At 30.0% G+C, this 19,387-nt stretch carries 18 protein-coding genes; all 18 read right to left on the bottom strand.

Annotated elements, in window-relative coordinates:
• Positions 1-18 precede the first annotated feature (18 nt).
• The 18 genes from pyrF to Q0V24_RS03970 all read right to left on the bottom strand — a co-directional run bounded on the left by pyrF (position 19) and on the right by Q0V24_RS03970 (position 19,385).
• Positions 19-888: an orotidine-5'-phosphate decarboxylase gene (gene pyrF / locus Q0V24_RS04055; protein WP_297518841.1), complete on the bottom strand. Its 870-nt coding sequence runs from the start codon at positions 886-888 to the stop codon at positions 19-21.
• A gap of 11 nt (positions 889-899) precedes the next feature.
• Complete coding sequence (locus Q0V24_RS04050; protein WP_297518840.1) at positions 900-2,099, bottom strand: dihydroorotase; 1,200 nt, start codon at positions 2,097-2,099, stop codon at positions 900-902.
• Positions 2,100-2,119: 20 nt separating this feature from the next.
• Complete coding sequence (locus tag Q0V24_RS04045; RefSeq protein ID WP_297518839.1) at positions 2,120-2,272, bottom strand: aspartate carbamoyltransferase; 153 nt, start codon at positions 2,270-2,272, stop codon at positions 2,120-2,122.
• Positions 2,273-3,208 (bottom strand): aspartate carbamoyltransferase, encoded by a 936-nt coding sequence (pyrB, locus tag Q0V24_RS04040; RefSeq protein WP_297518838.1) that lies wholly within the window; start codon positions 3,206-3,208, stop codon positions 2,273-2,275.
• A 230-nt stretch (positions 3,209-3,438) separates the two neighbouring features.
• Entirely contained in the window at positions 3,439-4,218 is a 780-nt protein-coding gene (locus Q0V24_RS04035) for a serine hydrolase (protein ID WP_297518837.1), read from the bottom strand.
• A 160-nt stretch (positions 4,219-4,378) separates the two neighbouring features.
• Entirely contained in the window at positions 4,379-4,639 is a 261-nt protein-coding gene (locus Q0V24_RS04030; RefSeq protein ID WP_297518836.1) for an HPr family phosphocarrier protein, read from the bottom strand.
• A 96-nt stretch (positions 4,640-4,735) separates the two neighbouring features.
• Positions 4,736-5,923 carry a pyridoxal phosphate-dependent aminotransferase gene (locus Q0V24_RS04025; RefSeq protein WP_297518835.1) on the bottom strand — a complete coding sequence of 396 codons (1,188 nt, stop codon included), beginning with the start codon at positions 5,921-5,923 and terminating at the stop codon, positions 4,736-4,738.
• A gap of 141 nt (positions 5,924-6,064) precedes the next feature.
• A complete protein-coding gene (rny, locus tag Q0V24_RS04020; RefSeq protein ID WP_297518834.1) occupies positions 6,065-7,597 on the bottom strand; it encodes a ribonuclease Y in 1,533 nt (510 codons plus the stop codon).
• Positions 7,598-7,868: 271 nt separating this feature from the next.
• Positions 7,869-8,459 (bottom strand): CDP-diacylglycerol--glycerol-3-phosphate 3-phosphatidyltransferase, encoded by a 591-nt coding sequence (gene pgsA, locus Q0V24_RS04015; RefSeq protein ID WP_297518833.1) that lies wholly within the window; start codon positions 8,457-8,459, stop codon positions 7,869-7,871.
• Positions 8,460-8,651: 192 nt separating this feature from the next.
• A complete protein-coding gene (locus tag Q0V24_RS17090) occupies positions 8,652-11,321 on the bottom strand; it encodes a DNA translocase FtsK (RefSeq protein ID WP_366938270.1) in 2,670 nt (889 codons plus the stop codon).
• A 246-nt stretch (positions 11,322-11,567) separates the two neighbouring features.
• Positions 11,568-12,341 carry an ATP-dependent Clp protease proteolytic subunit gene (locus Q0V24_RS04005; protein ID WP_297518832.1) on the bottom strand — a complete coding sequence of 258 codons (774 nt, stop codon included), beginning with the start codon at positions 12,339-12,341 and terminating at the stop codon, positions 11,568-11,570.
• 70 nt (positions 12,342-12,411) lie between these two features.
• Positions 12,412-13,608 (bottom strand): aspartate kinase, encoded by a 1,197-nt coding sequence (gene dapG / locus Q0V24_RS04000; RefSeq protein ID WP_297518831.1) that lies wholly within the window; start codon positions 13,606-13,608, stop codon positions 12,412-12,414.
• 13 nt (positions 13,609-13,621) lie between these two features.
• Complete coding sequence (locus Q0V24_RS03995) at positions 13,622-13,897, bottom strand: YlmC/YmxH family sporulation protein (protein WP_297518830.1); 276 nt, start codon at positions 13,895-13,897, stop codon at positions 13,622-13,624.
• 96 nt (positions 13,898-13,993) lie between these two features.
• A complete protein-coding gene (locus Q0V24_RS03990; protein ID WP_297518829.1) occupies positions 13,994-16,111 on the bottom strand; it encodes a polyribonucleotide nucleotidyltransferase in 2,118 nt (705 codons plus the stop codon).
• A 117-nt stretch (positions 16,112-16,228) separates the two neighbouring features.
• Positions 16,229-16,492, bottom strand: coding sequence for a 30S ribosomal protein S15 (gene rpsO, locus Q0V24_RS03985; RefSeq protein WP_297518828.1), 264 nt, complete (start codon positions 16,490-16,492; stop codon positions 16,229-16,231).
• Positions 16,493-16,619: 127 nt separating this feature from the next.
• A complete protein-coding gene (locus tag Q0V24_RS03980) occupies positions 16,620-17,537 on the bottom strand; it encodes a bifunctional riboflavin kinase/FAD synthetase (RefSeq protein ID WP_297518827.1) in 918 nt (305 codons plus the stop codon).
• A gap of 4 nt (positions 17,538-17,541) precedes the next feature.
• A complete protein-coding gene (truB, locus tag Q0V24_RS03975) occupies positions 17,542-18,429 on the bottom strand; it encodes a tRNA pseudouridine(55) synthase TruB (RefSeq protein ID WP_297518826.1) in 888 nt (295 codons plus the stop codon).
• Complete coding sequence (locus tag Q0V24_RS03970) at positions 18,429-19,385, bottom strand: bifunctional oligoribonuclease/PAP phosphatase NrnA (protein WP_297518825.1); 957 nt, start codon at positions 19,383-19,385, stop codon at positions 18,429-18,431. The genes truB and Q0V24_RS03970 overlap by 1 nt, the downstream gene beginning before the upstream one ends.
• Between the last annotated feature and the right edge of the window lie 2 nt (positions 19,386-19,387).

Below are 19,387 nucleotides of genomic sequence, written 5' to 3'. Positions count from 1 at the left end.
ATCTCCTTTATTTAAAAACTATCTTAAACTTTCTACTGCTTCTTTTATCTCATCTCTCATTCTTATAGCTTCTTTTCTAGCACACTTTGCAAACTCTGCTTCATTATTTTGCTCTTTGTATGCTAAAAGGATTTTTCTTGATGAATTTACAACTCCACCATTTCCATTATTTAAGTATTTTGCTACATCTATAGCTTTTCCACCTTGCGCCCCATAACCTGGTATTAAGAAGAACATATTTTTAAAATCATCTCTGATTTTTTCTGCATTCTCGCTATGTGTACATCCTATAACTCCACCTATAGCACTATATCCACTTTCTCCAAGTGAAGATGTACTAAGCTCTGTTATTTTGTCACCAACTATATCATAGATTGTTTTTCCTTCTTTATTTTCAACAAACTCTATATCTTGCGCTCCTTTGTTAGAAGTTCTTACAAGAATAAAAGCTCCCTTATCTCCTGATTCAAAGTATGGCATATATGGTTCTATACTATCCATTCCCATGTATGGGCTAAGTGTGATGAAATCTGCTTCAAAATCTCCTTCAAAGTGTGCTTTTGCATACATTGTTGCTGTTGCAGCTATATCCCCTCTTTTAATATCTGCTATGCTTATTGCTTCTTTTTCTTTTAAATATTTAAGTGTATTTTTATAAGCTATAAGACCTTCAAGACCTAATGCCTCGTAGTAAGCAATTTGTACTTTATAACATGATACTACATCTAAAGTTTCATCAATTATTGCTTTGTTAAACTCAAATAAATATTCTGATACATTATTAAACTGCTTTTTAAAACTCTCTGGTATATAATCCACACTTGTATCAAGCCCTAAACATACTACACCATTTTCTTCTACTTTTTTATATAACTTATCTATTATCATAATTAATCCCCCTATATCTCTTGGCTATAAACTATTTTCCCAGCTTTTATTGTCATATCTATATCACCATTTAAAGTTATTCCATCAAAAGGAGTATTCTTACTCTTTGAAACTAGCTTACTTCTATCAACTACAAATTCTTTTTCTGTATCTATTATAACTAAATCTGCATCATATCCTATTTGTATTTTCCCCTTGTTTACTCCTAGAATTTCACCCGCTCTCCCACTCATTAAATCTGAAAGTTTATTTAAACTCATTCCCTCTTCTTTAATAAGTTTTGTATAGCATATTGAAAATGCAATTTCTATCCCTGTCATTCCTGGTGCACCTTTTAACTTTTCTTCATCTGTGTGAGGCGCATGGTCTGTTCCTATACAATCAACTACTCCAAGTCTTATTGCTTTTATTATTGAATCTACATCCTCTTTTTCTCTTATAGGAGGATTTACTCTATAATTACTTTTGCTTGTATCTAAGAATATGTGGTGTGGTGTAACTTCACAAGTTAAATTTGCACCATGTTCTTTACCATTTTTGATATATTCTATTGCCTCTACTGTACTAACATGTGACATATGAAGTCTTGCCCCTGTGAACTTTGCAAGTTCTACATCTCTATGTGTCATCATATTCTCTGCAAGTCTCATGCTTATTTTTGATAAATCATGATCTTCTGCATGTGACATTATAAGCCAGTTGTTTTTCTTTGCTATAAGCATTGCCCTATACATTATGTTTGAATCACATACACCTTTTCCATCATCTGTTATAACTTTTATTTTATCCATGCCTTCAAACTCAGTTAAGTGTTCTAATGTCTTTCCATCTAAATTTTTTGTAATAGTTGCACATTGATATGCATCAACAAGACCAATCTCTTTTGCTCTATTTTCTACCATATCTACAACTTCAATACTACTTGATATTGGATTTGTATTCCCCATAAGTGTAACTGCTGTATATCCACCTCTAACTGCTGCTTTTGAGCCTGTTTCTATATCTTCTTTATGAGTGAAGCCTGGATCTCTAAAGTGTGCATGTGTATCTATAAATGCTGGCATTACAACTTTCCCTTTAGCATCTATAACTTTACAATTTTTATCTATGTTATCTGAAAGCTCTTTTATTTTCCCATCTTGTATATATAAATCTCCATAAAAACTATGAGCTTTATCAATTATATTTGCATTTTTTATTAATAACTCCATATTCTCACCCCATATATTTATTAGTTGTCCATTTTGTGTTCTGTACTACAAAATTCACATATATATTTATTTTTATCTTTATTAACTAAGATAAATTTAGGACTAACATAAGTTTCATAGTTAGTCACACAGTTTGAATTTGAACATTTATTTTGAATTTTTATCTGTTTCATTTATGCTACCCCCAAAAGTTTTGCTATAAGAGCCATTCTTACATACATGCCCATTTTAGCTTGTACAAAATATTTTGCTCTTTCATCATTATCCACTTCATAGCTTATTTCATTTACTCTTGGTAATGGATGTAGCACTATCATATCATCTTTTGCAAGTGTCATTTTTTCTTCATCTAAGATATAAATACCTTTAAGTTTTTCATACTCTTCTTTACTCTCAAATCTTTCTTGTTGAATTCTTGTCATATAAAGAATATCTGCATTTTTTATTCCATCTTCAAGTTTATCTATTTCTATATATTCTATATTATTTGCCTCTAGGACATCTTCTTTTATATAATTTGGTAATTTTAATTCCTCTGGTGAGATTAAAACAAATTTATTATTTTCAAATCTTGAAAGTGCTTTTATTAGTGAATGTACTGTCCTACCATGTTTTAAATCTCCACATAGTGCTATTGTATTCCCATTTAAATTTCCTTTGATAGTTTTTATTGTTAATAAATCAGTTAATGTTTGAGTTGGGTGTTGATGACCTCCATCTCCAGCATTTATAACTGGAACCTGTGAAAACATTGATGCAAGTTTTGACGCTCCTTCTAATGGATGTCTCATTGCTATTACATCTGCATAACAACCCACTGTTTGAATTGTATCCCTTATTGACTCTCCTTTTGATACTGAACTCGCTTTGGCATCTGAAAAACCAATAACTTGTCCACCAAGTCTTAACATAGCTGTTTCAAATGACAGTCTTGTTCTTGTACTTGGTTCATAAAAAAGAGTTGCTAGTATTCTACCTTTGCATAGGTCCTGATACTCTTTAGGATTTTCTATTATTTGATTTGAAAGCTCAAATATATCATTTAATTCTTCTAATGATAAATCTTTTGGCTCTATTAGATGTTTTATTTCTAAATTAGTCTTTAACATACTATTTCACTCCTTTTTAACCTCTCTGTGTTAAATTTAAAGAAGAGACTGTTATTAAATTTTTTGCTAAAAAAAAGTCCTCCTGTACTAAGGAAGACTTTTAGCCGCACTAAATTTTGATAAATTATAACATTATCTCAAAATAACTTCCTTACTGACCTCTCGGGATCAAATTAAAGGTTTCTTAAATTGAGTTAATTTTATCAGTTTATAATTTCTTTGTCAAGAATTTAATTCCATTTATTCATAATATTATCCCACATCATTTTCCCTACTTTTGCAAGTGTTATTGTTCCATACACTGAATTAGGAATTCCTGTTGACATAACTGTAAATGCAAATTCACCTTTAGTAATTTTTATATACTCGGTATCATTCTCTACACCATTTTTATCTCCACTTTTACTCGAAATATCTATTTTTAAGTCATCCTGGATATATAATGCTAATTTATTTTTCTTTTGCTGCCTCGCTAATATATCAATTAACATAGTTGAATTATCTTTATTTAAATATGACCCATCATTTAAAATCTTCCAAATTTTGCACAGATCATTTGCTGTAGTTATATTTTCTACTTCTATAACCTTATTTCTCTCATCATTAGTTTTTCTATTTAAAGTGGTATTCTCCAATCCTAAAATGCTTATTGTCTCATTTATTTTCCCCATCCCAATAAGATCAATTATTTTATTTGCAGCTGTATTATCACTTTGTATAAGCATAGCTACAAGTAATTCAAATATTGTATAGTCTCTATCCTCAAATTCATGTATTATACCATTTCCACATACTTTATCTTTCTTTTCTATTCTTACTTTATCTAAAAAACTAACTCTTTCTTCTTCTTCTTCTTTTATAAGTGCAATTGCTATTGGAAGCTTCATACATCCAGCTGCCACCATTTTAACGTTTTCATTATACCCAAATACATAACCACTTCTTAAATCTTCAAAAAAGAAGCTATAAGTTCCCATTCTAGATTCTAAATAATCTTCTATTTCTTGCATAATAACACCTGCTCTCTCTAATAAAAATTTCTTTCATCTTCTAGTATAAATATATTCAAAAATTCTTTAAGCTATACTAAATTCTATAATTTTTTATCAAAAATCATTATTTTTCGCAAAAAAAAGACTTATAGATTTCTCTATAAGTCATTTAAGGAAATTAGTCTGCTAAGTTTGCTATTAATTCTGCTATTTGATCAGCAGCAGCAGCCTCATCATCACCGTTAGCTATTACTGTTACTTTAGCGTCTTTGCCAACAGCTAATGATAAAACACCGATTAAACTCTTAACATTTGCTTTTTTACCATTGAATTCTAAACTTACATCTGATTTAAAAGATGAAGCCTTTTTCACTAATAATGTAGCAGGTCTAGCGTGTAAACCTGTTGCATTTTTAACTAAAACTTCTTTAGTTATCATTACACACACCTCATTTAATTTTATTTCTTAAATATAAATTCTTATATCTATCTACCATTATAATAATTTTTTCTAAAAATTTCAAGAAAAATATTATTATAAATTATTATTTATAAAATCTTTTATTCTTTCTAGCCCATTTACTATGTTTTCCTCTGATGTTGCATAAGAAAGTCTTATATAATTATCTTTACCAAAAGCACTTCCTGGTATTACCACAACATTTTTTGTAGCTAAAAGTTTTGATGCAAAATCAATAGAATTTTTGATGTCTTTATTAAATAATTTTGATATATCAATAAAACAATAGAATGCTCCTTTTGGACTTATACAATCAAAACTTTTTATTTCACTAATTAATTTAACCATTAAATCTCTTCTTATTGAAAAAACTTCTACCATTTTATCTAATTCCTGACCATTTCCAACTAATGCCTCTATACCTGCATATTGTGTAATTGTATTAGGATTTGATGTTGTGTGACTTTGAATTATTGACATTAATTTAGTTATTTCCTTACTAGCTGCTGCATAGCCAAGTCTCCATCCTGTCATTGCATGTGATTTTGAGAATCCATTTATCACTATAGTTCTAGCGAATGCATCCTCACTCAGGCTAGCTATACTAACATGTGGATTTATTTCTTTATCATAATTTAATTTTTCATATATTTCATCTGAAATTATAAATAAATCATGTTTTTCACAAACTTCAGCAATTTCTTCAAGCTCTTCTTTTGTATATATTGCACCCGTTGGATTATTAGGACTGTTTAAAATAATAGCTTTTGTATTATTACTAATATTTTTTTCAATATCATTTACTGTTAACTTAAAATCATTTTCTCTTAATGTTTCTGCAAATATTGTTTTTCCATCTGCAAGTGCTATAAGTTCTGGATAACTAACCCAATATGGACTAGCAATTATAACTTCATCATTAGGATTTAAAATTGACACAAATACATTTGTTAAACATTGCTTTGCCCCTGTTGATATAATTATATTTTCTGGTCTATATTCTAAATTATTATCCTTTTTAAATTTATCACACACGAATTCTTTTAATTCTAAAAGCCCAGATGCTGCTGTATATTTACTTTTACCTTCTTCTATAGCACTATGTGCTGCATCTCTAACATTTTTAGGTGTATTAAAATCTGGTTCTCCTGCCCCAAAACTTATAACATCAATACCTTCTTTTTTCATCTCAGCAGCTTTAGCTGTAAGTGCAAGTGTTAAAGATGCTGACATACTTTTTGCTTTTTTTGATAATTCTTTCATAATTTTTAGCCCCCTATTTCACATAAATATACTAAAAATATAGCACTTTTAAAATTGAATGTAAATATAACATTCTATATTAATAGAAAAAAAAATACATTTTGCACACGGCAAAATGTATTTTTAACTCTAACTCTAATATTACTTTGCATAATCAACTGAACGAGTTTCTCTAATAACATTGATCTTAATTTGTCCTGGATATTCTAATTTATCTTCAACATCCTTAACAATATTTCTCACAAGCTCAGCTGCTCCCGCATCATCAATTATTTCTGGTTTAACCATTATTCTAATTTCTCTACCTGCTTGAATAGCATATGATTTTTCTACACCCTCATAAGAGTCTGCTATTTCTTCTAATTTTTCTAATCTTTTAATATATGCTTCTAAAGTTTCTCTTCTAGCTCCTGGTCTAGCAGCTGATATAGCATCCGCTGACTGAACAAGTATTGCTTCTAAAGTTTCCATTTCAACATCACCGTGGTGTGCTGCAATAGCATTTACTATAATACTAGATTCATTATATTTTTTAGCAAGGTCTCCCCCAATTAAAGCATGTGGTCCTTCAATTTCTTGATCAACCGCTTTTCCAATATCATGTAAAAGTCCAGCTCTTTTTGCCATTGTAGGATCAATTCCTAATTCTGACGCCATAAGTCCTGCAAGATATGAAACCTCTATAGAATGTTTTAAAACATTCTGACCATAACTTGTTCTGTATTTAAGTCTACCTAGAAGTTTTATAATTTCTGGGTGTAAACCATGTATACCAGTTTCAAATGTTGCTTGCTCTCCCTCTTCTTTAATATCATTTTCTACATCTTTAATTGATTTTTCAACCATCTCTTCAATTCTAGCTGGATGTATTCTTCCATCTACAATTAACTTTTCAAGTGCCATTCTAGCAACTTCTCTTCTTATAGGATCAAAGCTTGAAAGTATAACTGCCTCTGGAGTATCATCTATTATAAGATCAACTCCTGTTAATGTTTCTAGCGTTCTAATATTTCTACCTTCTCTTCCTATAATTCTACCCTTCATTTCATCGTTTGGTAATGCTACAACATGAACTGTTGTTTCTGATACGTGATCTGCAGCACATCTTTGAATAGCAGTTGTTATAATTTCTCTAGCCTTTTTATCTGCATCCTCTTTTGCCTTGTTCTCGATATCTTTAACCATCATTGCTGTCTCATGTTTAATTTCTCTTCGTACTTCATCTAATAAAATATCTTTTGCAACATCACTTGAAAGGTTTGCGATTCTCTCAAGCTCTTCTCTTTGCTTCGTATATAATTCCTGTACACTCGCCTCTAAATTTTCTATCTCTTGTATTTTTAAATTAAGACTATCATCTTTCTTATCTAACACTTCTGATTTTTTGTCTAAAGACTCTTCTCTTTGAATTACTCTTCTCTCTAATCGTTGAATTTCATTTCTTCTTTCACGAGAATCTCTTTCAAAATCTGTTCTTAATCTGTGTACTTCTTCTTTAGCTTCTAGTATAGCTTCTTTCTTAGTTGCATCAGCTTCTTTTTTTGCACTTTCAACTTTATCAACTGCTTCTTTTTCTAAGGCCTCAACCTTAGTCTTAGTAGCACTTTGTATCATTTTGTATGTTGCAAATCCACCGATAACTATGATAAGCACTGCTATTATTATTAATTCCATAATACAAACTCCTCCTTGCGTTGGCATCTATAAAGCAAGTTAGCCATTTAAAGGTTCTCTGTTTGTTTTATTTCAACAAATACTACTTTTACTCATGGTGAAACCAGTATTTGTTATTATTGTATAGCATATAAATTCTTATGTCAAGTTGTGTAATACACTTAAATATAGCTATTTATATATATTTATTTCAAAAAAATTTTTTAATGCTAATTCTTTTATTAAAATAAAAAAAGTACCATTCATTTTTAAAAATGAACGGTACTTTTCACTATTTATTAGTATTTATAACAGATTTATTCTTAACAAAATAATCTATTCCAGATATTATTGTTATTATTAAAGCTATATATAAAATTATATTTGGAACATAAGTAAAGAAATTTATTAAAATTGAACTTGAATTTATTATGTCTGCAATAAATGGAGTTGTTGCAATATTGGCAACTATTAATAATAAAACTATTGCAACCATTTGAAATACTGTTTTAATTTTCCCCCAATTACTTGCAGCAATTACATGCCCCTCTGCTGCTGCTATAGAACGAAGACCTGAAACTGCAAACTCTCTTGATATAATTACTACAGTTATCCACGCCGGTATAATATTAACACCTACTAATGTTATAAGTGCAGCTGTAACTAATAATTTATCCGCTAATGGGTCCATAAATTTCCCAAAATTAGTTACTTGATTTCTACTTCTTGCTATATATCCATCTAACTTATCAGTTATTGAAGCTAATATGAATATAATAGTAGCTATAAATGTTCCATAAGGTATTATGTTTGTAGACATACATAATAAGAAAATTGGAACAAATATAACTCTTATTACTGTTAATTTATTTGCTAAATTCATTTTTTACACTCCCACTATTATAGTAATTTAGCTTATCTCTTTTTCGATAGCTAAAACTCTAAATATTATATAACTATTACATCAATTAGAAATATTTAGATTTCTATTAAAAATATTCATATATAATATTATATCAATATCTAACCTATTGTCTATAATTTTATCTTATTAAATTTAATATATTATTAATATTTAAATATTTTCTAATTCTTCTTTCGTTATTAAAACCTGTCTTGGCTTATTACCATCTTTTTCTGATATTATTCCAAGGTCCTCCATTTGTTCTATCATTCTAGCAGCTCTATTAAATCCCATCTTTAAACGTCTTTGAATAAAAGATGCTGAGACTTGTCCACTATCAACTATAAGTTTTATAGCCTGATCTAAAAGTTCATCTTGTTCATCTCCTGAACTTCCTGATTTCCCACCACTTGCAGCTGATTCCATGTGTTTTAATATCTCTGCTTCATAATTATTTTCTATAGTATTTTCTATACCTTTAACATGTTCTACAACTTGCTCAACTTCTTCCTCAGATATAAAAGCTCCTTGCACCCTCATATTTCCTGATTTGCCTATAGGACTAAATAGCATATCACCTCGTCCTAGAAGTTTTTCAGCACCACCACAATCTAATATAGTCCTAGAATCTATCTGACTCGAAACTGAGAAAGATATTCTAGATGGTATATTTGCCTTAATTACACCTGTAATTACATCTACAGATGGTCTTTGTGTTGCAATTACTAGATGCATCCCTGCAGCTCTAGCTTTTTGTGCTAATCTACAAATATATTCTTCTACATCACCAGGGCAAACCATCATAAGGTCAGCAAGTTCATCTACTATTATAACAATATAAGGTAATTTTTCACTTACTTTCCCCTTATCAGCCATATTATTATATGATGTTATATTTCTAGCACCATTTTCAGCAAATAGGATATATCTTCTATCCATTTCCTTAACTGCCCAGAATAATGCACCTGATGCCTTTTTAGGATCTGTAACTACTGGGATTAATAAATGTGGTATCCCATTATAAACACTTAACTCAACTACCTTTGGATCAACCATAAGAAGTTTAACCTCATCAGGAGAATATTTATATAAAATACTTACAATTAAAGTATTTATACATACACTCTTACCTGAACCTGTTGCTCCTGCAATAAGAAGATGAGGCATTGCTGATAAATCTGCAACCACAGGCTTACCCTCTATACTTTTACCTAATGCACATGCAATATTGGAACTACTATCATTAAACTCTGACGATTCGATTATTTCTCTGAAATAAACTGGTGTTTGTTTTTTATTCGGAACTTCAATTCCAACTGCTGCCTTACCCGGAATAGGAGCCTCTATTCTTACGTCACCTGCTGCTGCAAGTCCTAGTGCTATATCATGTGATAAATTCACTATCTTATTAACTTTTATTCCTGATTTAGGTTGTATTTCAAATCTTGTAACCGATGGTCCCTTAGTAACATCTAAAAGTTTTGCTTCAACTCCAAAGCTTAAAAGAACCTCTTCAAGTTTATTAGAACTTTCAACAAGTTCACGCCTTTCTTCTACACTAAGTTCTGATCTAGTATTAATATTAAGAAGGTCTGCTGATGGATAAGAATATTCATTTTTAACAACTTTAACTTTTTCTTCTTCACCTTGCTCAATTTTTTCATCTTCTATAATTTTTTTTACTACTTCTTTCTCTTGAATTTGTAGCTTAATAACTTCAACCTCTTTCTTAATTATAGGTTCTTGTTCTTTTATTTCAATGTATTTCTTATCTGCTAGCTTTGTAACTACAATTTCTTCTTTAAATTCCTCTATATCTTTTTCTATAGGTATTTCTTTTTTACTTTCTCTAATATCCTCTTGTTGTCCATAAACTATACCTAAATCATTATTATATTTACTTCCTTTTATTTCTTCCATAATCATTTCTTTTTCTTTAACTACTTCATTTATAATCTGATTTTTAGCATTTTCAGTGCTTTCTATTACACTATCATCATAAAGTTCATCAGTCCCTAAAGTTGAATTATTCATAAATTCTATCATTTTCATCTTTTTTTCAACTTCTTCTCTAAAACTACTATCTTCTGTACTTGATAATGTATTTTCAAAATTATTTCTACTTATATTTGTATTTTGATTTACATCTCTATTATTTCTTATAGTTGAAATTTTTTCTCTTTGATTATTTAACGTATTAGTAGCTTTCTTTTGTATAGTTTTACCTTTTTTATGAACACCTGTTGCAACTCCTCTAATATTGTAATTGAATATTAAAATTGAACATATAACATATGCCGCAATAACAACTATATAAAGGCCAATATCTCCCATAAATTTATAAATTGGTAATATAATTATAAATATAATAAATCCACCATTCATATATGAATCTGATACTAAAAAATTACCAAAGGAATTCATAATACTATTCTTCACATAATAATCTGTCATATTCAATGTTTGAAGTAAAATAAGTGTTGTTATTATCCCACCAACTATGCCCCAATACTTTCTTGATATTGTCACTTTCTGCTTCAAAAAATAATATTTCACTGAAATATACAAACAATATATCGGTACAAGAAATGCTGCAAGTCCAAACAATGAAATAAATATTTTTTTAGATATTATACTTAAATACCCAAGTTTTGACGTATACAAACTAAACATAAAAATAAGCGAACATGCTATTGCTATAACTCCATATATCTCATTATCACCCTTGTTTTTAAATTCTTTTTTATTACTAACTTTTTTAGTGTTGGTAGTTATATTTTTCCTAGAATTTTTTTTAGCGCTCGGTGTCTGTTTTTTTTCTGTCCTCTTTGCAGTTGCCATCCTGCTAAATCACCCCTCTTTTTCCTTACTTAACTAAGTAAACCATAATTATTTATTTTTAAGTATCTACCATAAGTACTGTATAAACTAATATTAAAATTTAGCATTTAACTATAATTTTATTATGTAAAATACCCTTTATGATTTATTTTTACAAAAATATATATACTACATATTTTACTCTTAAAAGACAAATCTATCAAATATTTATTAATTAAAAATATGTAAAAAAGTTATAGATTTACTCTATAACTTTTTCTCTATTAATTCTTTAAGTTTTTTAATAGCCTCTTTTACTCCACCTTCTTCATCTATTATCCCTTCTTTTACAGCTTCCTTCCCAATAAGTATAGACCCCATATCATTTAATAAATCATCTGTTTTCATCATAAGTTTTTTAAGGTTAGTCTTAGTTACCTTTGATGTACTTACAATGAAATCATTTATTCTTTCCTGCATTTTTTCAAAATATTTAAATGTTTGTGGTACTCCTATTACAAGCCCTGTCATTCTTACAGGATGGATAATCATTGTTGCCGAAGGTGCTATAAATGAATAAGTAGCTGCTGTTGCAAGTGGCACTCCTATTGAATGTCCACCTCCAATTACAATTGATACTGTAGGTTTACTAAGGCTTCTTATAATTTCTGCAATTGCAAGGCCAGCCTCAACATCTCCCCCTACTGTATTTAGTACAAATAGTATACCTTTTACTTTTTCACTTTGTTCTATTTCTAAAAGTTGTGGTATCATATGTTCATATTTTGTAGTCTTATTTTGTGCACCTGATTCTGCATGCCCCTCTATAAGCCCTATAATACTTATAACTTGTATAGTCTCTTTTTCTGCTTTTTCCTCTTCTGATTCAGTTTTATCAACAGAACCAAATTCTTTTATCTGCTCAATTTTTGCTATCTTCTCTCTATTTTCACATGCCTTTTCTTTACTTTCTAGCTTATCTTTTTTCAATATTTTTTTTTCTAAATCTATATTTTCTAACTCATCAATATTTAAATCCATAAAAAAAGCCCTCCTGTATTATACTTATTTTTTACAAGAGAGTCTAAATTTATACTATATATTTTTTATTCTATAAAAAAGCCTGATGTAATGCCTTTATTGCATCTTTAACTTTATTAGTTTCAACAAGACACCATATAGTCATATGTGAATCAGCACTTTGTAATACTTCAATATCCTTATCATCTAGTGCTTCTACTATTTTTGCAATAACACCTGGAATCCCTCTCATCTTTGTACCTACTACTGCTATTTTACTTAAATTATCAATAAGTTCAAACTTAATATTATGTTCATTCATTATGCTTTCAAATAAAACTTTTTTATCTTCACCTATTGTAAATACTTTTTCTTTCGGGAAAATATTTATAAGATCAAGACTTATCTCATTATCAGCAAGTATAGCTAATATTGATTTATAAACTGCTTTATTATTAATATTATCATCTAAGTTTATAGAAACTTGTATTCTATCTGACTGATGTGTTATACCTGTAATAACAGTTGCTGCCTCTAAATCCCCAAGATTATCTATCATAGTACCTTTACAATCTGACATAGTATTTTTAATTACAAGAGGTATGTTACCTCTCATAGCTGCTTCTACAGCTCTTGGATGTATAACTTTTGCACCTTGGTCTGCAAGTTCAAATATTTCATTATAACTTATTTTATTTATAAGTTTTGCATCAGAAACTATTCTTGGGTCTGCAGTCATTATTCCATCAACATCTGTAAATATTTGTACTTCTTTAGCTTTTACCGCAACTCCTAGTATAGCTCCTGTAGTATCACTACCACCTCTCCCAAGAGTAGTAAAGAATCCATCTCTATTTACTCCTTGAAAACCTGCTATAACTGGAACTTTCCCTGCTTTTAAAACTGTTAATATATGCTTTGGATCAATATCAATTGGTTCAGCTGACTTAAAATTACTATCTGTTAATATACCAGCTTGTCCGCCTGTTAATGGTACTGCATTTATTCCTGCTTCTAAAAATTCATTGCTCATAGCAACGGTACTGATTATTTCCCCACATGCCATAAGCATATCAGTAGCCATTTTATTTTCCTCTTTAAATCTCTCCCCAACTAAAGATAAAAGCGTATCAGTTGCATAAGCTTCACCCTTTCTTCCCATAGCTGAAACTACAACTACTGGGAGTGCACCTGAATCTATGACTTCTTTAACTTTTTTAATAACCATTTTTCTTCTCTCTGGTGTAGACACTGATGTGCCACCAAATTTCTGAACTATAATCTCCATTAAAACCACGCCCCTATAAATTTACTTTACGCATTAACTCCTGCTCTGCATCTAAAATAATAGTCCTAGCCCCTATTTTTTTGACATATTCCCAGTCAACTTCATAAAATTCACTAGCACCTCCAAAAAAGCCAAACTTTCCACCACCTACATTTAAAAGTAGTAATTTAAGTTCCCCTTTTTCATCAACTATTATATCATTATTTGCAAGTGTTTCATATTTTTCTCCATCATTCACATTAATTATTTCATACTTTTCAATTTCACTTAGATATTTCACATTACTCATAATATATCCCCCCCATTATATTAGGTTATGAGATTATATTAAAGCATATGATAAAAATTTATAAAAAAAAAGGCAATTTAAAATTGCCTTTACTTATTACTGCTGTTCTTCTGATGCTTTTTTATCTTCTTCATCTTGTAACACATCTCTTCTTGAAAGATTAACTCTTCCTTGAGGATCTATTTCTGTTACTTTAACTAAGATTTCATCTCCTACAGAAACTACATCTTCAACTTTGTTAACTCTTTCTAAAGCAAGCTTTGAAATGTGAACCAATCCTTCTTTACCTGGTAACACTTCTACAAATGCTCCAAATGTAGTTATCTTAGTTACTTTTCCAAGATATACTTCTCCAGCTTTAACTTCTTTAGTTAAACCTTCTATAATTTCTATAGCTTCTTTAACACCTTTTGAGTTTTCTGAAGATATAAATACTAAACCATCTTCTTTAATATCAATTTTAACTCCTGTATCAGCTATAATTTTATTTATAACTTTTCCACCAGCTCCAATTACAGATCTGATTTTATCAGGATTGATTTTAAGTGTTGATGTTTTAGGTGCATATTCTGAAACTTCTTCTCTAGCTGCTGGTATACATTCAGTTATTTTATCTAAAATGTGCATTCTAGCAACTCTAGCATTCACAATAGCATCTCTGATTATTGTTTCTGATAATCCATGAAGTTTTGTATCAACTTGTATTGATGTGATACCCTTCTCTGTTCCAGCAACTTTAAAGTCCATATCTCCAAAGAAATCTTCGATTCCTTGAATATCTGTTAAAACGCCTTCTTCAGTTAAATCATCTGAAGTAATAAGTCCCATAGCTATTCCAGCTGCTGGTCTCTTAAGTGGAACACCAGCTGCTAATAAAGCAAGTGTACTACCACAAACTGATGCTTGTGAAGTTGATCCATTTGAGCTTAATACTTCTGAAACTAATCTAATTGTATATGGGAAATCATCTTCTGAAGGGATTAGTGGCTCTAAAGCTCTTTCTGCTAAAGCTCCATGTCCTATTTCTCTTCTTCCTGGTCCTCTTAAAGGTCTAACTTCTCCAACACTGTAAGCTGGGAAATTGTAGTGATGCATATATCTTTTCGAATCAAGTTCACTAAGACCATCTATTGTTTGGTATTCTCCTACCCCACCAAGTGTAGCAACTGTCATTACTTGAGTCGCCCCTCTTGTGAATAATCCTGTACCATGAGTTCTTGGTAATATGTCAACCTCACAACCTATTGTTCTCACTTCATCAAAAGCTCTTCCATCAGGTCTTTTTTTCTCATTAAGTAACATGCTTCTTACACATTTCTTTTGAGTGTTGTAGATAGCTTCTCCAACATCTGCAAGTTTATCTTCATATTTTTCATTAAATTCTTCAGCTATTTTGTTTTTAACTTCATCCATAGCTTGATTTCTTTCATCTTTATCAGTTATGTGCATAGCCTCATTAATCATATCATAAGCAAATGCTTTTATATCAGCTTCTACTCCTGCATCAATTGTATGAAGTTCTGGAACAAACTTTTCTTTTCCAAAAGATTTCATAGCTTCTTCTTGGAATTTAATTATAGGTTGGCATTCATCAAAACCATATTTAATAGCATTTATCATAACATCTTCAGGTATTTCATTTCCACCTGCTTCTATCATCATAACTTTTTGTCCTGTAGCACAAACTGTTAATTCCATTTCACTTTTAGCTCTCTCTTCTGATGTTGGGTTAGTGATGAACTTGCCATCTATTAATCCAACTTGAACAGCTGCTGTAGGTGTTGTAAATGGAATACTTGATAAACATAAAGCTGTAGACGCAGCATTTATTGCTAATATTTCTGGTAAATTGTCTTTTTCTACTGATACTACAGTACAAACAACTTGAACATCACTTCTATATCCGCTTGGGAATAAAGGTCTGATTGTTCTATCGACTGCTCTACCATGTAAAATAGATTGTTCTGAAGGTCTTCCTTCTCTTTTAACAAATCCACCTGGTATTTTTCCAACTGAATATAGTCTTTCTTCATACTCAACACTTAATGGGAAAAAGTCTATCCCCGCTCTTGGTTTTTCTGATGCATTGGCATTAGTTAAAATAACAGTATCTCCATAACTTATGAAAATAGCTGCATTTGATAACATACCAATTCTTCCAAACTCTACTTTAAGAGTTCTTCCTGCTAATTGTATTTCATTTGTATTAATCATACTGAATACCTCCTTTCGGTAAACAACTGGTAAAAGTTTATAATTTTAATATTCTTAAAATAATAGAGCGGAGAATAAACCCGCTCTACTAAATTTATTTCTTATATGAAAGATTGATTATCTTCTTAATCCTAACTCTTTGATTACAGTTCTGTATCTTTCGATATCTTCTTTAGTTAAGTAGTTTAATAATCCTCTTCTTTGTCCAACCATCATAAGAAGTCCTCTTCTTGAGTGGTGGTCTTTCTTGTGTGTTTTTAAGTGATCTGTTAAGTAGTTAATTCTTTCTGTTAAAAGTGCGATTTGAACCTCAGGTGATCCTGTGTCTCCCTCGTGTCTTCCGTATTTTACGATTATTTCTTGTTTTTTAGCTTTATCCATTGATAAACACCTCCGTATAATTATCCCCTAGTTCCAGGAAAAAGGCGGTACCCTAAATCTTAGGACTAGGTTCTGTACCATTATATCAAAACTCTATTTTATTGTAAATAAAGTTTTGCAAATTATTTTATATTTTTCTGTTATAAGCAAACATTTTATCTTTTTCAAGCTGCTTTTTAAGTTCTTCTATTGAAGCAAACTTGTGTTGTTCTCTTATTTGCTCGATAAAATACAATTTTATATTTTTTCCATAAATATCTTTTGAGAAATTTAATATATAAGTTTCTACTGTTGTAGTATCACCATTTACCGTTGGATTATTCCCAACTGATGTTATACTTTTGAAAATATTTCCATCAATTTCCACATTAGTATAGTATACTCCAAGCTTCGGAAGCGCAAGATTTTTATCTACTGCCAAATTTGCTGTAGGAAATCCTATTGTTCTTCCAAGTTTTTTGCCATGAACTATCTCACCTGTTAAAATGAATTTTCTTGTTAAAAGTTCATTTGCCATTTCAATTTCTCCTGTTGTTATAAGTTCTCTTATTCTGCTTGAACTTACAACTTTTCCATCTTCTTTATAAGCTTCCATTATACTAAGTTCAAAATCATATTTTTCACTTAGTTCTTTTAATAATTTTATATCACCTTTATTTTTATAGCCAAATCTATAGTTAAAACCAACTACAAATCCTTTAGCATTAAATTTTTTTAAAAGCATCTTTATAAAATCTTCTGGTTCTTTTACCATAAGCTCTCTATTAAATTCATCTAAACAAACTAAATCTACACCTAAGTCATCTAGAACTTCTATTTTTTGTTGATTAACCATAACTATCTTTGGTTTAGCGCTACTTTTTATAATAGTTAAGGGATGATTTTTAAAGGTATAAACCATACTAAGAACCTTATGTTTTTTGCTCAACTGCAAAAGTTCGTCCATAAGTGTCAGATGACCTTTGTGTATACCATCAAAACTTCCTAAAGCAATATAAGTTTTTTGTTTTAAGTTTCCTTTAAAATCTTCATCAATCAATATCATTCTACTACTCCTCTAATAATAGTTTTTCTATCTTAAACCCTTTACTGCCTTTTTTACCAAGACCAATTAAAATACCCTTGTAATCATAAACTCTGTAAAGTTTGTTATCTTTTAAGACAATACCATTATAAAGTTTATTATCCATTACAGATACACCGTTTGCTAAAAGTTTGCTAAATTTTTCATTTTTAATAACAAAACCTTCAAAACTCTCTAGTGCTTCATCTATTGATATTATATGTTCATTTAGTAATTCTTCTGTTAAATCTTCTATATTAACTGCTTCATCTATCGTAAATGGACCATTTTGTATTCTTACAAGTGATGTCATTACAGCACCAACTGAAAGTTTTTCTCCAATATCATAGCAAAGACTTCTAATATATGTTCCCTTAGAACAGCATACATCCATTGTTATGTTTGGAAGTTCTATTTTTATATTTTCTAATGAATGTATAGTTATTGGTCTAGCTTCTCTTTCAATTTCTATACCTTTTCTTGCAAGTTCATATAATCTTACACCATTTTTTTTAAGTGCTGAAAACATTGGAGGTATTTGCATAATATCACCTTTGAATGTATTTACAACAGTCAAAGCTTCTTCTTCACTTATGTTACTTGCATCAGCTTCTCTTATAACTTTACCCTCTAGATCATAAGTATCTGTAACAACCCCCAGCTTCATAGTAACTCTATAAACTTTCTTATTTTCCATTATATAATCTATAATTTTTGTAGCTCTACCTATACATATAGGTAGAACTCCACTTGCCTCAGGGTCTAATGTTCCTGTATGACCTACTTTTTTTATTTTTGCAATTTTTCTTACCCTTGCAACAACATCAAATGATGTTTGCCCTGTGTTTTTACAAATATTTATTACACCGTTCATTAAATCAACTCTTTTTCTAATTTTTCTATTATCATTGCTTTAGCTTCATCCATTGTAACTCCAACAATTTTAGCACCAGCAGCTTTTGTATGACCACCGCCACCAAATAATTCTGCTATTTTTCTAACATCTAAAGTATCTTTTGATCTAAAGCTTATTTTAACTGCATCATCCGCTTCTTTTAAAAGTATACACCCCTTTGCACCTTCTACTTTATTACCAAATGAAACTAAATCTCCTGTATCTTCCTTGTCTGTATCTATTAATTTCAATATTTCCTTAGTAATTCTCATCACTACAAGTTTCCCACCACAAACAAGTTCCATATCATCTAATACTTTACCAATTAACTTTAATTTTCCAAATGATTTATTATCAAATAATTCTCTGTGAATTTCATCATGTTTAATATTATTTGAAACAAGTTCACCTGCTATATTATGTGTTTTCTTTGTTGCATTAGAATATCTAAATGACCCTGTGTCTGTCACAAGACCTGTATATAATGTTCTTGCTATATTCTCATCAATATCAACATTCATAGCAGTAAGAAGGTCATAAACCACTTCACAACTTGAAGAAGCATCAGTATCAACATAATTTATATATCCATATTTATCATTAGATAAATGATGATCTATATTTAAAACTTTTCCTTCAAACTTCTCTATATCTCCTGCTATTCTTTCAACATTTCCACAATCTAAAACTATAACACAATCTGTTCCCTCAGTTGGTAATGTATGCTCGCCAGTAATTTCCTTTGCATAAGGAAGAAAGCCTAGATTATCCGCAGGTTTATCCTTTGAAATAATATAAGCTTCTTTACCATATTTTCTTAAGCCTTGAAGGAGTGATAAAACACTCCCCACAGCATCACCATCTGGAGAAACATGAAATGTTACAGCTATCTTTTCTACTGAATCGATATAATCTATAACTTCACGTATATTCATTT

This window comes from uncultured Clostridium sp. (genome assembly GCF_947039605.1).
Lineage (GTDB): Bacteria > Bacillota > Clostridia > Clostridiales > Clostridiaceae > Sarcina.
This window is presented reverse-complemented; position numbering and strand designations above follow the sequence as displayed.

Excerpts from the sequence above, each read along its gene's own strand:
- Q0V24_RS03995 (WP_297518830.1), bottom strand. The coding sequence starts at position 13,897 with ATGAGTAATGTGAAATATCTAAGTGAAATTGAAAAGTATGAAATAATT.
- pyrF (WP_297518841.1), bottom strand. The coding sequence starts at position 888 with ATGATAATAGATAAGTTATATAAAAAAGTAGAAGAAAATGGTGTAGTA.
- Q0V24_RS03970 (WP_297518825.1), bottom strand. The coding sequence starts at position 19,385 with ATGAATATACGTGAAGTTATAGATTATATCGATTCAGTAGAAAAGATA.
- rpsO (WP_297518828.1), bottom strand. The coding sequence starts at position 16,492 with ATGGATAAAGCTAAAAAACAAGAAATAATCGTAAAATACGGAAGACAC.
- Q0V24_RS17090 (WP_366938270.1), bottom strand. The coding sequence starts at position 11,321 with ATGGCAACTGCAAAGAGGACAGAAAAAAAACAGACACCGAGCGCTAAA.
- rny (WP_297518834.1), bottom strand. The coding sequence starts at position 7,597 with ATGGAATTAATAATAATAGCAGTGCTTATCATAGTTATCGGTGGATTT.
- Q0V24_RS04030 (WP_297518836.1), bottom strand. The coding sequence starts at position 4,639 with ATGATAACTAAAGAAGTTTTAGTTAAAAATGCAACAGGTTTACACGCT.
- Q0V24_RS04025 (WP_297518835.1), bottom strand. The coding sequence starts at position 5,923 with ATGAAAGAATTATCAAAAAAAGCAAAAAGTATGTCAGCATCTTTAACA.
- pgsA (WP_297518833.1), bottom strand. The coding sequence starts at position 8,459 with ATGAATTTAGCAAATAAATTAACAGTAATAAGAGTTATATTTGTTCCA.
- Q0V24_RS03990 (WP_297518829.1), bottom strand. The coding sequence starts at position 16,111 with ATGATTAATACAAATGAAATACAATTAGCAGGAAGAACTCTTAAAGTA.
- truB (WP_297518826.1), bottom strand. The coding sequence starts at position 18,429 with ATGAACGGTGTAATAAATATTTGTAAAAACACAGGGCAAACATCATTT.
- Q0V24_RS03980 (WP_297518827.1), bottom strand. The coding sequence starts at position 17,537 with ATGATATTGATTGATGAAGATTTTAAAGGAAACTTAAAACAAAAAACT.
- dapG (WP_297518831.1), bottom strand. The coding sequence starts at position 13,608 with ATGGAGATTATAGTTCAGAAATTTGGTGGCACATCAGTGTCTACACCA.
- Q0V24_RS04045 (WP_297518839.1), bottom strand. The coding sequence starts at position 2,272 with ATGAAACAGATAAAAATTCAAAATAAATGTTCAAATTCAAACTGTGTG.
- Q0V24_RS04050 (WP_297518840.1), bottom strand. The coding sequence starts at position 2,099 with ATGGAGTTATTAATAAAAAATGCAAATATAATTGATAAAGCTCATAGT.
- Q0V24_RS04035 (WP_297518837.1), bottom strand. The coding sequence starts at position 4,218 with ATGCAAGAAATAGAAGATTATTTAGAATCTAGAATGGGAACTTATAGC.
- Q0V24_RS04005 (WP_297518832.1), bottom strand. The coding sequence starts at position 12,341 with ATGGATTTAAATATTGATGAGTTAGAAAATATAGATTTAGAAAAAAAA.
- pyrB (WP_297518838.1), bottom strand. The coding sequence starts at position 3,208 with ATGTTAAAGACTAATTTAGAAATAAAACATCTAATAGAGCCAAAAGAT.